11 protein-coding genes are annotated in these 13,598 nt (G+C 59.9%); 5 read left to right on the forward strand and 6 right to left on the reverse strand.

Going from position 1 to position 13,598, the window contains the following annotated elements; all coding sequences use genetic code 11:
• From NKJ26_RS12250 to NKJ26_RS12260, 3 genes are all read left to right on the forward strand, one after another.
• On the forward strand, positions 1–936 hold the full coding sequence (locus NKJ26_RS12250; RefSeq protein WP_352695433.1) for a carbohydrate ABC transporter permease: 936 nt from the start codon (positions 1–3) through the stop codon (positions 934–936).
• Positions 933–1,781 (forward strand): carbohydrate ABC transporter permease, encoded by an 849-nt coding sequence (locus NKJ26_RS12255; RefSeq protein ID WP_352601025.1) that lies wholly within the window; start codon positions 933–935, stop codon positions 1,779–1,781. The genes NKJ26_RS12250 and NKJ26_RS12255 overlap by 4 nt, the downstream gene beginning before the upstream one ends.
• A 96-nt stretch (positions 1,782–1,877) precedes the next feature.
• Positions 1,878–3,191 carry an ABC transporter substrate-binding protein gene (locus tag NKJ26_RS12260; protein ID WP_502899504.1) on the forward strand — a complete coding sequence of 438 codons (1,314 nt, stop codon included), beginning with the start codon at positions 1,878–1,880 and terminating at the stop codon, positions 3,189–3,191.
• A gap of 176 nt (positions 3,192–3,367) precedes the next feature.
• Here NKJ26_RS12260 and NKJ26_RS12265 read toward each other — a convergent pair whose 3' ends face one another.
• The 3 genes from NKJ26_RS12265 to NKJ26_RS12275 form a co-directional block, all read right to left on the reverse strand.
• The gene (locus tag NKJ26_RS12265; protein ID WP_352601023.1) at positions 3,368–4,717 is read right to left on the reverse strand and encodes an HlyD family type I secretion periplasmic adaptor subunit; all 1,350 of its coding nucleotides are present in this window, start codon (positions 4,715–4,717) and stop codon (positions 3,368–3,370) included.
• Positions 4,714–6,492 carry a type I secretion system permease/ATPase gene (locus NKJ26_RS12270; protein WP_352695434.1) on the reverse strand — a complete coding sequence of 593 codons (1,779 nt, stop codon included), beginning with the start codon at positions 6,490–6,492 and terminating at the stop codon, positions 4,714–4,716. The genes NKJ26_RS12265 and NKJ26_RS12270 overlap by 4 nt, the downstream gene beginning before the upstream one ends.
• Positions 6,493–6,564: 72 nt before the next feature.
• Entirely contained in the window at positions 6,565–6,855 is a 291-nt protein-coding gene (locus NKJ26_RS12275) for a hypothetical protein (protein WP_352695435.1), read from the reverse strand.
• Between the two features lie 293 nt (positions 6,856–7,148).
• On the opposite strand from NKJ26_RS12275, the gene NKJ26_RS12280 reads away from it, so the two are divergent.
• Complete coding sequence (locus tag NKJ26_RS12280) at positions 7,149–7,412, forward strand: hypothetical protein (RefSeq protein WP_352695436.1); 264 nt, start codon at positions 7,149–7,151, stop codon at positions 7,410–7,412.
• On the opposite strand, the gene NKJ26_RS12285 is transcribed toward NKJ26_RS12280, so the two are convergent.
• From NKJ26_RS12285 to NKJ26_RS12295, 3 genes are all read right to left on the reverse strand, one after another.
• The gene (locus NKJ26_RS12285) at positions 7,375–8,916 is read right to left on the reverse strand and encodes an HlyD family type I secretion periplasmic adaptor subunit (protein ID WP_352695437.1); all 1,542 of its coding nucleotides are present in this window, start codon (positions 8,914–8,916) and stop codon (positions 7,375–7,377) included. The two genes, NKJ26_RS12280 and NKJ26_RS12285, sit on opposite strands and share 38 nt — an antisense overlap.
• 3 nt (positions 8,917–8,919) lie before the next feature.
• Positions 8,920–10,647 (reverse strand): type I secretion system permease/ATPase, encoded by a 1,728-nt coding sequence (locus NKJ26_RS12290; RefSeq protein WP_352695438.1) that lies wholly within the window; start codon positions 10,645–10,647, stop codon positions 8,920–8,922.
• 119 nt (positions 10,648–10,766) lie between these two features.
• On the reverse strand, positions 10,767–13,034 hold the full coding sequence (locus NKJ26_RS12295) for a hypothetical protein (protein ID WP_352695439.1): 2,268 nt from the start codon (positions 13,032–13,034) through the stop codon (positions 10,767–10,769).
• 103 nt (positions 13,035–13,137) lie between these two features.
• On the opposite strand from NKJ26_RS12295, the gene NKJ26_RS12300 reads away from it, so the two are divergent.
• Complete coding sequence (locus NKJ26_RS12300; RefSeq protein ID WP_352695440.1) at positions 13,138–13,374, forward strand: hypothetical protein; 237 nt, start codon at positions 13,138–13,140, stop codon at positions 13,372–13,374.
• Positions 13,375–13,598: the final 224 nt, after the last annotated feature.

The raw sequence follows: 13,598 nt of genomic DNA on the forward strand, positions 1-13,598 counted from the left end.
ATGGCTGACCGGCTGGCAATCGAGCAGACCGAGATGTCAGCCGCCGGCGCGAGAGCCCCAAGCGTCGATATCCACGCGCCGCAATGGCGAAACTTCATTTTCGTTGCGCCGTTCTTGTTTTTCTTCACGACGCTGCTGCTCTTCCCGCTGCTGTGGGGGATATGGCTGAGTTTCCATAAGGCCGACACTTTCTCGTCCGGAAACTTTGTCGGCCTCGGTAATTATGTCAGGCTGTTTCACGATAAGGTCTTCCTGCAATCGGTCTGGAACACTTTCTACTTCGTGCTTCTGACGGTACCGACGCTGGCGCTGATCGGTCTCTTTCTCGCGCTTTGCCTCAACCGCCGCACGCGCACTGCCGCGGTGCTGCGCACTCTGTTCTTTTCCTCTTCGGTGCTGTCGGTCACGATCGTCACTTTGATCTGGCGCATCGTGTTCATTCCGAATGTCGGTCTGTTGTCGACAATCTATGGATGGTTCGGCGCCACCGCCCCGGCTTTCATTTCCGATCCCAGCCTTGCCATGATCGGTATCGCCATTGCCACCATCTGGTGGTGCATCGGCCTGCCGATGATGCTCTTTCTCTCGGCACTCCAGCAAATCCCGCAGGATATCTACGAAGCGGCAGCCCTGGACAATGCTAATCGCTGGCAGACGTTGCGCTCGATTACGCTGCCGTCGATCAAACGCACCTTCATCTTGGTAATCATCGTCCAGATCGTGCTGCAGTTCCAGCTGTTCGGCCAAGCCTGGCTGATGACTCGCGGCGGTCCGAACAATCTGACCAAGCCGATCGTGCTTTACATCTATGACACCGCATTCCGTCGCTGGGATCTGGGCTTGGGTGCCGCGGCATCGGAAATCCTGTTCATCCTCATCCTGATCGCGGCCATGGCCCAGTACCTCGTCGCACGCAACAGGGGCGACCAAGCATGAGTGCTCCAGCCACTTCCCTCAAGGGACGAGCATTCGGCGACCGGGTGCTGTTGGCCCTCGTCATCCTGCTTTCGATCGTCATGATCGCGCCGGTCCTGTGGGTCATCGGCCTGTCGCTCAAGGAAAATGCCGAGCTGATGGCCGATCCGAATTCGGTGTTTCATGCGCCCTACACGCTGAAGAACTACATCAACACCATCGGCACCTCGAATGTATTCCTCTGGGTGCTCAACAGCATCATCGTCTCGGGCGGGCTGACGCTCGGTACATTGATCCTGTCGTCACTCGCCGGATACGGTTTTGCGCGGCTGAATTTCCCCGGCCGAAACATCCTGTTCGTGATCGTGCTCTTCGGTCTGGCGGTCCCGGAGCAAGCCGTGCTTGTCGCCCGTCATCAGATCTTCAGCGTGCTGAAATTCCACAACACCTATCACGGCCTCATTCTCCCCGGCCTGTCGGCTTCGTTTGGCGTCTTCCTGATGACCCAATATTTCAAGGCCATCCCGAAGGAGCTGGACGAAGCCGCCATGCTGGACAATGCCGGCCGGTTCAAGATTTTCTGGAAGGTGCTTCTGCCGCTCACGGTACCGGCACAGGCGACGCTCGGCATCTTCACCTTTCTCGGCGCGTGGAACGACTATTTGTGGCCGCTGATCTCGGCGACCAAGAAGGACATGTACACGCTGACGGTCGGCATGGCCTCGACACAGACCAATTTCGCCCAGTCGGAAGGCATCGGCTTCCTGATGGCGCAGGCGGTATTCGCCGGCGCGCCGATCCTGATCGTCTATCTCTTTTTCCAGAAATACATCGTCACGGCCGTCTCTGGCGCTGCGGTGAGATGACGAAACTGACCGGCGGGGAGTGCGCCGCGGCGATTGAAGCATGAAGCCAATCCAGTGTGGAACGGCGCAGACCCAGTAGGAGGAACTGATATGAAAATGAAGCAAATACTGTTTGCCGCAGTCTCGGCGGGCGTGATGATGCTCGCAAGCCCGACCCTTGCGGCGACGGAACTTACCGTGCAGCGCTTTTTCGGTGCCTGCGATGCCGATTTCGGCACCAACACCGATGTCGCCAAGGCCGTAGGCGAATGCGGTATCATCACCTCGCTGATCAACAAGTTCAACGCCGACAATCCCGATGTGCACGTCAGCGTCACCACCGTGGAATGGCCGGGCTATGACCAGCTGACCGCGCAGTTCGCTTCGGGCGATGCTCCGGACATCGTCACGATCCACGAGTCGGTGCTTTCGGACTACCAGTCCAAGGGCCTGTTGATGCCGCTCGACGATCTATTGAAGTCCGTCGGTCTGACGCCCGAGGCCTTCACGGATGCGGCGCGTAACGGCGCCACCAAAGACGGCAAGATCTACGGCCTGCCGATCGACAATTGGACGATGCTTTATCACATCAACATGGATCTCTTCAAACAAGCCGGGCTCGTCAATACCGACGGCACGCCGATCCTTCCGAAGTCGCCCGACGAACTGCTCGCCCAAGCCGAACAGTTCAAACAGAAGACCGGCAAGCCCTATTTCGTTCAGAACCTGGCCAATGAGACTGCACTCTACACGCGCAATCTCTATACCTATCTCTTCCAGCAGGACTCCGACTTCTTTGCCGATCCGAGGCATGTGAAGCTGAATACGCCGGAAGCCAAGAAGGTGGTCGAGATGTACAAGGCCATCTTCGACAAGGGTTACACCACCAAGGACCTCGACTATGGCGGCGCGATCAACGCCTTTCTTGCTGGCGAGGGTGGCGTCCAGCTCAACGGCACCTGGGTTGTCGGTGACAACAACGCCCAGTCCGAAACCAAGGGTACGGCGCTCAACAAGGGCGGCTATGCGGTCTACCCCTATCCGCAGCTGTTTGACGGCACTCATGCGCAATATGCCGACGGCCACACCTGGGCAGTCTCGCAGAAGGACCGTACGCCGGAGCAGACCGCGGCCATCGGCAAGTTCCTGAAGTTCTTCGCGGACAACGACTTCGAATGGTCGCGCACCGGCCATCTGCCGGCATATAAGGCCGTCATCACCTCGGACGCCTTCAAGGCTCTGCCGCATCGCAACACGATTTCCGCAATCGCCGATCTCGGCAAGCCGCTGCCATCCACGGTGCAGCGCCAGTTTGCGATCCAGGATATTATCGGCGAAGAGATGAGCGCTGCAATCACTGGCCAGAAGGACGTCGATGCCGCGCTTGCCGACATGGAAAGCCGCGTCAACGAATTGCTTGCCAACATCTGACCGCGAGTACCCAAGAGCTCTCCCATACCCCCGCGGCTGGAAACAGCCGCGATTTTTTTTTGCCAAATGGAAATTCAACAACAATGGTATGGTGGTAGCGCGGGGGAGCGTTACCCACCTTTCCCAAGATCATCGATCGACCGGTTCGGAAGGCCCGTCCGAAGCGGAGGCTACGGCTATTTTTCCCGCATCGCCCGGCGGAAGTTCTGCGTGATCGGCTCGGCGAGATAAGCAAGCACGGTGCGCGCACCCGTTCTGATCATCGCCTCGCTCGACATGCCGGGCAGCAGCTTACGGCCCTCCAGCTTGGCAAGTTCGCTCTTGTCGATCAACACGGTCGCGGCGAAATACGGTGCCCCGCTGCGCTCCTCCACCATGCGGTCAGCCGATACGATCTCCACGACGCCGTCGAGTGGCGGCAGGTTATAGCGGGCAAAAGCCGGAAAGCTGACGCGCGCGGGCTGTCCGGGCGCGATCGTCTCGACATCCTCCGGTTTGACCATAGCCTCTACCACGAGTTGCTGTCCGAGCGGCACGACGGTCATCAATGTCTCACCGGGTTTCACGACACCGCCCGCCGTGTGGACCTTCAGGTCCATGACGATACCGTCAACCGGTGCGACCACATTGGTACGGGTAAGCACGTCCCTGGCGGAGCGCTCCTGCTGCCCGAGGTCAAACAACTCCGACTCGACCTTGCTCAACTCGTCGACGGCCTCGTTCAGCCGCACCGTGTTGAGGTTCAAGATTTGCATGTCAATTTCGGCCATGGCGCTTCTGGCACGAGCGATTGCCGCGACGTTGGTAGCGCGTTCTCCTTCGATTTGCTGCTGCTGCCGTCTGAGCAACAGGTTCCGCTCGCGGGTGGTCAGTCCTTTCTTGAGCAGACTTTCGAGGTCTTTGGTCTCACCCTCGATCGCCTCGATCTGCTTGTCCTCGGTGGCGATAAGCGCCTCCAGTCCCTTTGTCTCTTCCTCCGTTTGGTGGCGGCGCTGGCTGAGAATTTCCCGTTCGTCCTTCAAGTTGTGGTGCTTGGCCGCAAACACGTCACGTTGTGCGGCCACCGCGTCCCTTGCGGCGGCGGCGGGATTTGCGAGCAACGACGGATCAAACTCGATCTCGGCCTTGCCATCACGCTCGGCCCTGAGACGCGCGGCCAGCGCGTCACGCGTTGCGATCCGGTTCTGGACCAGGTCAAGCTGCGCCTTTGCCTGTGTGTCGTCGAGCCTGATGAGGATCTTGCCCGCCTTGACGATATCACCGTTGGCAGCATTCAATTCCGCGATGATGCCGCCCTCGAGGTGCTGGATGAGCTTGCGGTCGCCGGCGACCTTGATGACGCCCGGTGCCACCGCGGCGCTGTCCAACGGCGCCAGCGCCGCCCAACCTCCGGCCACGCCGAAGAACAGGAACATGATCGCGAACCCGGTGCAGGTCACGCCCGTGAGACGCAGGGGCATCGGTTCCAAGAGAGAGGGCGGCGCGACGGGTAGTGGCACCACGTTCAATTCTGGGGAACGGCTCATGCTTCCTTGACCTCTTTGATTTCTTTGGCTTCCGTGACCACTTCAAGGGTTGGCGGTTGGACTGCCTTTGGCATATGAGCCACCTTGCGGACGCGGTTGGCGAGTTCGTTGAAGACATAGTCGCGCGAGCCGTAGAGGTCTTGCTGGCCCCGGATGAGGACCAATATCTTGTCGACCTTCTCCACGATATTCGGGCGGTGCGCGATCAGGATAACGGTTGTTTTCGTTGCCTTGACCACGCCTAGGGCGGCGATCAATGCCTCCTCGCCTTCGCGGTCGAGGTTGGAATTGGGCTCGTCCAGGATAAGGAGTGCCGGGTCGCCGTAGAGCGCCCGCGCCAACCCGATACGCTGGCGTTGCCCGCCTGACAGTATTGCGCCCGCTTCGCCGATCTCGGTGGCGTAGCCCTTCGGCAGCCTTTTGATCAGTTCGTGAACGCCCGCCAACTGCGCGGCCCTGACCACGTTGTTGAAAACCGCGGGGTTGAGATTCGCGAAGCGGCAGATGTTTTCGGAGACGGTCCCGGCGAAGAGCTCGATGTCCTGCGGCAAGTAACCGACGTGACGGCCCCGGTCCTCCGCCGCCCATTGGGCGACGTCCATGCCGTCCAGTAGAGCACGCCCCCCGGATGGGCGCCAAGCCCCGGCCAGTATTCGCGCCAGACTTGTCTTGCCGGCGCCGCTCGGGCCGATCAACGCCATTGCTTCGCCCGGCTTGAGCTGGAAACTGATGCCTTTCAGGATGTGCTCGCCACCCTGACGGGCAAGCACAAGGTTGTCGGCCTCAAACCTGCCTTTGGGTCGTGGTAGTGGCAGAACCGGCGTGGCCTCCGGGTGCTGTCCGGCAACTGCGGTCAGTCGCCGGTAAGCGGCACGCGCTCCGACCGTCGCTTTCCATGTGCCGATTGCTTGCTCGACGGGGGACAACGCCCGGCCCATCAGGATCGAGGCGGAGATCATGATGCCGGGTGATGCCTCGTTGCGAAGTACCAGATAGGCACCAAGGCCCAGTATGGCCATTTGCAGGGCCAGCCGGTGAAAACGCGCGATGGCCGCGATGACGCCGCCACGGTTGGCGGCAAGAACTTGCGCTTTGTTTGCCTCGTCCTGCTGCGCCTTCCAGCCCTGCAGCAGTGGCTTCAACATGCCCATTGCCTGGACGACCTCGGCGTTGCGGATCGCCGCCTCAGCTTGCACATATGCCCGCGACTGTGCGCTTGCGGCATCGATCAACGGCTTGCGTGTGATGTATTCGTTGAGCAACGCCAACGCAAACAGTACGATGCCGCCGCACAGCGCCAACCAACCCAGCCAAGGGTGCATGACGAATATGGCTGCGAAAAACAGCGGTGCCCAAGGCGCGTCAAGGATCGGGAAGATGCTCGGGCTGGTGAAGAAATTTCGTACCTGGTCGAGGTCGCGCAGTGGTCGCGCGTTAACCTGACCGGGGGCCGAAGCGGCGTATTCCACCGATGCGGTCAGGAGGACCGGGGCCAACCGCGCGTTCATCCATGACCCGACCTTGGCCAACAGACGCCCGCGTACCACTTCCAACCCCGCGAGCGTCCCGAGCGCGGCCAGTGCCATCAGCGACAGCATCACCAACGTCTCCAGACTATGGCTGCCGAGTACGCGGTGATAGACCTGGAGCATATAAAGCGCTCCGGTCAGCATCAGCACGTTGATGCCGCCGCTGAACCAGATAAGCGGCTGGACGGCCCGCCTGGCCTCTTTCATCACCATCTGAAGGGCAGAGGGCTGTTGGTTGGTTTTCATGATTTAGATGACGTCTCCGTATAACAGATCGCGGGCACGGGGGCAGCATTGGCTGCCCCCGTTGGTCAGGTATCAGGCGACGTCAAGGACTGTGGTCTGCCTCGGTGTCATATCCCCATCCAGGATGAAGATGATGCCGAGCGCGCCGTGGCTGGCTTTCAGCCGTATGGAGAGACTGGTCGCTTGCGGATCCGCTGCTTCCACTCCGACGATGGCAATGTAAGGCCGATGGCGCTCCACGTGTGTGAGAACGTCAACCGCGCGGTGGCACTCGGCGACAACATCGTGTCCGGCCTTGCGCAACACCCACTCCGGACCGGCGAGATATACCCCCCGTCGGTCCGCGACAACCAAAGTTGACATGCGAACACGTCCGTAAAAACGCAACGAATTTATTTTAATTTGCCGTAATGACGAAACCAGAGCTTGGGCATTTTGTCAACAACGGCTAATATACCTCTTGCTATATTGACAAGCCTAGGCTGTCAGATCCAGCCGCGCGGATACCTCGTACGGCAGCAGGTTCGGCTGAGGCCGGCTAGCTGAAACGACGCGGATGGTTTTTCGTCGTTGCCGAAGTTAATTGAAGAGTCCGCCCCTTAGGACGCGGGTGAAGTGCAGCAAATCTCGGTTTCAACAACGAGATTTGACCAGGCATGCAGATCTCGGTTTCGGGAATTGCGGCTTTCGCGCTGACGCTGACCATGGCGGCTTCGGCGGCCCGGGCCGGAGAGAGGCTCGATTGGGTTCACAAGACTGGTGTCGTCGTCGAGCTGAAGCTGGAAACACCGGGTTGGGAGACCATTGTCGGCGGCAAGTGGGCCGGATTAAGACCTGGAATCAAACATCCAGGGGCTGCGGCAGTGGCTATGCAAAGCAACTTCAATTCTCGCGAAGGCTCCGCCGCGCGCTATCAATGATGGGGCCAAGCAGGTAAGCGAATACGCTTTGTTCGCCATCCATGAGCATTATCTCGGCAGGCATGCCGGGGACCAGCGTCACCTCATGCAACGCTGCCAAGTCTTCAGGAAAGACTTCTACTTTCGCGAGAAAGTATGGCAGTCCCGTTCTGTCATCGGCCATCGCGTCAGCGGAAATCGAGCGCAGCCTGCCATGAATGAGCGGCAGGTTCCGCTGCCTGTAGGCGGTCAGAACTACCCGGGCCGACATTCCGGGTCTAATGCGCTCGATATCCGTCGGACGCACCCGGGCGTCGATCACCAAATGGTTGCCGTCGGGAACGATATCGAGCAGCGGCTGCCCGGGTGCCACGACGCCCGTTTCGGTATTGACCCGCAGGTTCATCACCGTGCCGTCGATCGGGGCACGAATAACAGTGCGAATGAGCATGTCCTCGCGCGATGGCAACTGGCCATTGATTTCCGCCGTCATCCGGCGAGCTTCGGCGAGCTCCGAACCGATCTTCTCCTGGCGTTCCTCGCCCAGCGTGACCAGTTGCAGCCGCGTTTCTCCGATCTCTTGCTCGTTCTCGGCGATCTTCGCATGATTTGCCGCCTTGGTGGCAGCAACGTCGGCGCGTCCGCGGCGCAGCGCCAGCACCCGTGGCTTGCGTTCGAGCCCCTTGTCGACAAGGGTCTGGACACCCAATATTTCTTCATCGATTAGGGCGAGTTGCTCGTCTTCCGCAGCAATCATCTCCCGAAGTCCGACGTTCTGCTCCTGGGACTGACGAATTCGGGCGTCGAGTATCTGCAACCGCCCCTGATGCGCGGCGCGTCGGCTGAAAAACAATTGCCGTTGCCCATCGACGACCTTTCGCATTTCGTTCGAGTCCTTGAGAAGAAGTTGCTCCGGGAAGCTTATTTCAACGGCACCGGTTTGTTCCGCTTCAAGTCGGGCTTGGCTTGCCAGCAGATACGAGAACCGCTCGCGAAGCTCCGCATCGAGCGCTTTAGCCCTCGTATCGTCGAGTGTGACAACCGGCATTCCGGCCTTGACTAGGTCACCCTCTCGAACGTGGATGGTTTTTATGATCCCGCCCTCGAGATGCTGGACGGTTTTTCGATGCCCGTCGGGGCTGATGATGCCGGGAGCCAGAGCCGCGCTGGCCAAAGGGGCGAAGGCAGTCCAGCCGCCCAGCACCAGCACAAAAAGGGCAGTCGCCACGACCCCAAGCCGGCGTGGAAAGCGCGTGATGTCCGCGAGAGATCTGGCATGACCTGTTCTAGCGGATGCTGCTCTTGAACCAAACAGCCTCATGAGCATCGCGATCACCAGAAGCACAGCGCCGCCAATTGCTAGCGTGATGGCAGTGTCACTGGTTTCGATGCCATAGACAGCCAACTGGCGATGCACGGCAGCGATGAGGGCGGTGAAAGCCGAGTGCAGAACTTTGCTTATGTCGGAAAGCAAGGTTTCCAACCAGGTGATCATCACACGCACGGCATCAGGGTGGTCCTGCATGGTTCACTCCGCTGCAGCTGATACTGGATGTTCTGACACGGGGGGCGAAGCCGGCCATTCAGACGGAACCGCCTGCAAAGGTGACTTCGCGGGCACCAAAGTCGGCACTGGCCTGATCACTTGATCGCGCGGACCGAACGCCGCCAGCGTACCGTGGTCCAATGCCGCCACCTTATCGGCTGATTTCAACACGGAAACGCAATGGGTCACGATCAGGACGGTGGCCTGCATCTGCTTAAGGGTGGCCAAGGTCTCGATAAGCGCTCTATCGCCGGCCTCGTCCATGTTGGCGTTCGGTTCGTCCAACACCACAAGCGTCGGATCGCCATATAAAGCCCGCGCAAGGCCTAGCCGCTGCCGATGACCCTGCGAGATGCGCCGCGAGTGCAGCGCTATGTCGGTTTCGTAGCCAGCGGGCAAAGCGAGGATCAACTCGTGCACGCCAGCCATCTTGGCTGCACGGACCAGCGCTCCGCTGTCGATTTCCCTGAAACGGGCAATGTTTTGCGCAACAGTACCGGGTAGGAACTCGACCTGCTGCGGCAGATAGCCGATATAGGCACCCAGATCCTCGGGGTGCCAGTCGAATACGTCCGCTCCATCGAGCCGGACATGACCTTTCGCCGCCCTCCAGGCGCCGACGGCCAGGCGGCATAGTGTCGATTTGCCGGAACCGGACGGCCCCACCACCACGCAATTCTCGCCGGGCTCCAGGGCGAAGCGGATGCCGTGAAGCAACGGCTCCGCGCTACCCGGAGGCACATAGAAGATGTCCTCGAACGATAATCTGCCTTTCGGCCGGGGAAGCGCAACGCGCTCGCTGCCATCACGATCGACGCGCTCGAATAGCTGCCGCAGGTTGCCATGCGCTCCTCTCGCGGCCACAAAGGCCCGCCAGGCAGCGGTGGCGCGTTCGATCGGCGCGAGCGCACGCCCCATGGTGATCGAACCCGCGATCATCGCGCCGGCGGTGATCTCGCCGGCAAGAACATAGTAGGCGCCGACGCCAAGGATCGCCACCTGAAGCGCGATGCGGACGCTGCGGGAAAGGGAAAGAATCACGGTTGTCTTGTCTTGCAGCGACTGCTGCTCCGTAGCGATCTCGGCATGGCGCAGACGCCAGCGTTCGAACACCTGGCGCGCCATGCCGAGTGGGCCGATCGTCTCGCCCGCATCGACGAACCGGATGGCGTTGTCCTGGCTGGTGCGCGCGTCGACCGAGGCCTTCTTCTGGCGCTCCCGGGTCAACAGATCGTTGGTGACGGCCAGCCCGAAGAGCAGAACCGCGCCAAGCGTGCCGACAATGCCGATCGCCGGGTGCAGCGCCCACATGAAAACCAGGAAAATGATGCTCCAGGGCATATCGAGAAAAGCTTGGGCGGCGTCGCTTCCATAAAAATTTTTTAGATTGCCGACGTCCCGAATGCCGCCCTGCAGGTTTTCCCCTTCCAGGCGGGCTTCCATCGCGCGCTTGAGTACGGGAGCGTTCAACTCGCATTCCACCCAGGCTGCGACGCGACCCAGAACCATGCGTCGCGACTGTTCGAGCACGCCGTAGACGGCGATGGCAAACAGGGCGATCACGGTCAGCCACAACAGCGTGTCCAGCGATCCCGTCGAAAGCACACGGTCATAGACCTGGAGCATGTAGATCGTCGAAACGAGAAGCAGCAGGTTGAGCAGGCAACTCAGGATTATCAGGAGCGGGAACTCCCTGCGGACAGCGTTCATTACCTGCGAAAGGCGGGAGTTGCTGGTTTGTTTAAGCATCGGCTTTGTGCCCCGGTCCAGACGCTAGATCCTGAAGGGTGAGAGCCCGCCCCTCGTCGAGGGGCGGGCTCGTTAGGTGCTCAAACGGTGGCGGCATCCAGATGGATCGTGAATGGGTCCGTGCTGCTGTCATGGTCGCCATCGAAGAGATCGGCCGTGAAGTTCAGGTCGAGCGGTTGCGGCGAGAACTCGGTCGACACCGAGAACGTGATGGTGGGAACCTTGATGGTGCCCTTGCCCATGATGAGCTGGACCGCATCGATATCATTCGGCCCATTTGGATCGCCGACAGTGAAGCTGGCCGTTGAGCTCGTAACGGTTAGGTCGCCCTGCAGTACCTTGACAGGGGCGCTCCAGCCGCCGTTACTGTCGTAGATGCGGTAGTAGAGTTCCTCCCCAGTAAGCGGTGTGTAGCCGCCGTTCGTCTTGTTGTTGATGATCACCGTCATGCTGCTCACATCACCGTGCGGGTCGATCACGAAGCTCTCGTCGAACTTACCCCCAGAGGTCGTGGCACCGTCGATCCCGGCGATGGAGTTGCCCTCGAACAGGTTGTCACCAAGTCCGATGCCCGCGGTGCTGACATTCATCTGGGCTGGGCTAAGGTAGGTTGCCGACCCTTGGATCGTGGCCTCACTTGCATCAAGGAACAGCTTGATGTCATTCGGGTCGGTCAAAGCATTGACCGCCGAGAAGACGATATTCTCACTGCCGATCGTCAACGTCCGCACCGGATCCGGGCCGCCCGCATCGAGACTACCCTGGTCCGTCGAGAAGGTGGTCGTGGTCGTGGGCGGCGTCGTCACCTGAAGGTCGTAGCTGTCGTCGTCAGGATTCAGTGTCAGCGTGAATTCGACGGTATCGTTGCTGCCGTCGCCGTTGAAGTCGGCGGTTATCGAGCCGTCGAAGGTAAAGTCGCCCGTCTGCTCGAAGGTGCTGTTGGTGCCCGTTGTATCGACGATGCCATGGCTATCGATCTGGAAGCTGTCGAAGTTGGCGCTGAACGAGCCGAGCCCGTCAGCGCCTGGATCGTGAGTCCAGGTGCCCTGGGCACCGTTCGCGTAGTCGCCGTCCGTGACGTCCGCGACCGCGACCGCCGGCCCGTCGTCGTAGAACTCGAGGTGATCACCGACCGGCACGGCCGCCGTTACTGCATTTTCGATCGCGAACCCGCCGATGCTGAAGTGGATGTTCGATCCGAGAGCCTCACCATTCTCGACCAGGACGCGGTTGTGATCGCCGTCGGTCTCGAACTTGATCACGTCGCCGTCATGTACACCCGCCACGATCACGCCAGTGCCATCGCCGTCGAGCGTGAATGAGACCTCGCTGCCGTTGATGTAGACATGGGTGATCGTGACGTTAACATCATCGGAGTCGCCGAGCCCCGGGAAGTAATTGGCTCCAGTTTCGACATCCGTCGTAAACGCCGTCAGCTTCACCGAGACGCTGGCGCCGCCGGTCAGTTTGACGATGGTGAGCGACGCCGCGTCCGAATCCAGCACGCCCGTAAAGGAGATGTCATTGACGGTGGTCGCCTCTTTGTGCGTCAGGTCCGGAGCGAGGAAATTCGCGTCCATGCCGGTGACGTAGGTGAAGTACAAGCCTTTGCCGGCACGCACGTCCTGCGCGTCGGTACCGAGCGTCGTGGCGCCGCCGCCCTTGCTGCTGTTGACGGTGTGGCTAATTGAGGTGCCGCTCACCAGCAATGCGTCGGCGGAGCTCCCGAACGCCATGAAAAGGTTGTTGCCGGCCGGTGCACCCGCAAAGCTGAAGTTCTGCTCCCCTGTGGCGGCAACGCCCAAGGTATTAGGCAGCTTCACAACATCATCGGAATTGGTGTCGTCCGGATGCGCCAGCGGCTCGAACAGAACGGTCCAGAGCTGGCCGCCGGTGATCACGTTGTTCTGGTCGGTAACTTCCTCCAGATAGACCGCGAAAACGATCTTCCCGCTGGAATCTGCCGTCGTTCCCGAGCCCTCGCGGCCGAGGATGATATTGTCGTTGTCAGGGTCGGCGTAGAGAAAAATCTCGTTGCCGTCGAGCGTTTGCTGGCCGCTGTCCAGGCCGTCGACCGGGGCCGGATTCTGGCCGTTCGAATCGAGCGTCACGAAGCCGAGACCCTGGACCGGACTCGTCGCATTGGTCAGCGTGATATCGACATCCTCGTCACCGGCGATTTGGATCGCGTTGGCTACCGTTAATGTGTCGGCAGCCAGAGCCGCGTTGATCGCGGCAAGAGCACTCGCATGGTTTGTCTGGAAACTGCTGAGGTCGATGTCGTCCTGTTGCAAACCAGGCGTTTCGTCGATCGAGGTCGTGCCAAGCACGTTGATGGTAACAGCCATGATCAATCTCCCTTGCGGCGCGACGAAAGTCGCCCCCGCATCTGTGGAACTCAATATTTGATTTTGTAGGTATAGTGAGAATTGGGGTAGACGAAGTTTGAGCGTGTCGAATCAACTCTATTCCGTTACCCCAAAAGACATTTCTATTGCAGAAATTCCATACGGTATTAGCGTTGCTAATAGAGAAGTTTTCGGACATGACACAACCCCAGACGCCTATACGGCGTTATTATATTACAGACGCCTTAAGCACGGCTATCCAAATGGATCTATTTATAAAGGCGAGATGCGAATGATGCGGCGTTTTGATCTTGCCCCGATCAATCAGTCACGTGTGTGACCGCTCGATCCCTCGATCTGATGACGCCGGAATGCACCTGCCCGACCGCATCCGGTATTCGGTCGCTTACTGAATGCGTCCCCTCCAACCTCATTGTGCCGCTGTCGCAGAGGGCGCGTCCATTCCCGCTTCGATAGTATTGGGATCAATGGCCGTAGCTGATCGAACGATATATATCCTTCGATAGTTCCGGCGCCGGCGCCGGCGAGTGCCGTCAGGCGGCC

It is taken from the genome of Mesorhizobium sp. M0152, assembly GCF_040322415.1.
Classification (GTDB): Bacteria; Pseudomonadota; Alphaproteobacteria; order Rhizobiales; family Rhizobiaceae; genus Mesorhizobium.

Excerpts from the sequence above, each read along its gene's own strand:
- NKJ26_RS12280 (WP_352695436.1), top strand. The coding sequence starts at position 7,149 with ATGCAGATCTCGGTTTCGGGAATTGCGGCTTTCGCGCTGACGCTGACC.
- NKJ26_RS12290 (WP_352695438.1), bottom strand. The coding sequence starts at position 10,647 with ATGAACGCTGTCCGCAGGGAGTTCCCGCTCCTGATAATCCTGAGTTGC.
- NKJ26_RS12260 (WP_502899504.1), top strand. The coding sequence starts at position 1,878 with ATGAAGCAAATACTGTTTGCCGCAGTCTCGGCGGGCGTGATGATGCTC.
- NKJ26_RS12275 (WP_352695435.1), bottom strand. The coding sequence starts at position 6,855 with ATGTCAACTTTGGTTGTCGCGGACCGACGGGGGGTATATCTCGCCGGT.
- NKJ26_RS12270 (WP_352695434.1), bottom strand. The coding sequence starts at position 6,492 with ATGAAAACCAACCAACAGCCCTCTGCCCTTCAGATGGTGATGAAAGAG.
- NKJ26_RS12250 (WP_352695433.1), top strand. The coding sequence starts at position 1 with ATGGCTGACCGGCTGGCAATCGAGCAGACCGAGATGTCAGCCGCCGGC.
- NKJ26_RS12285 (WP_352695437.1), bottom strand. The coding sequence starts at position 8,916 with ATGCAGGACCACCCTGATGCCGTGCGTGTGATGATCACCTGGTTGGAA.
- NKJ26_RS12265 (WP_352601023.1), bottom strand. The coding sequence starts at position 4,717 with ATGAGCCGTTCCCCAGAATTGAACGTGGTGCCACTACCCGTCGCGCCG.
- NKJ26_RS12295 (WP_352695439.1), bottom strand. The coding sequence starts at position 13,034 with ATGGCTGTTACCATCAACGTGCTTGGCACGACCTCGATCGACGAAACG.
- NKJ26_RS12255 (WP_352601025.1), top strand. The coding sequence starts at position 933 with ATGAGTGCTCCAGCCACTTCCCTCAAGGGACGAGCATTCGGCGACCGG.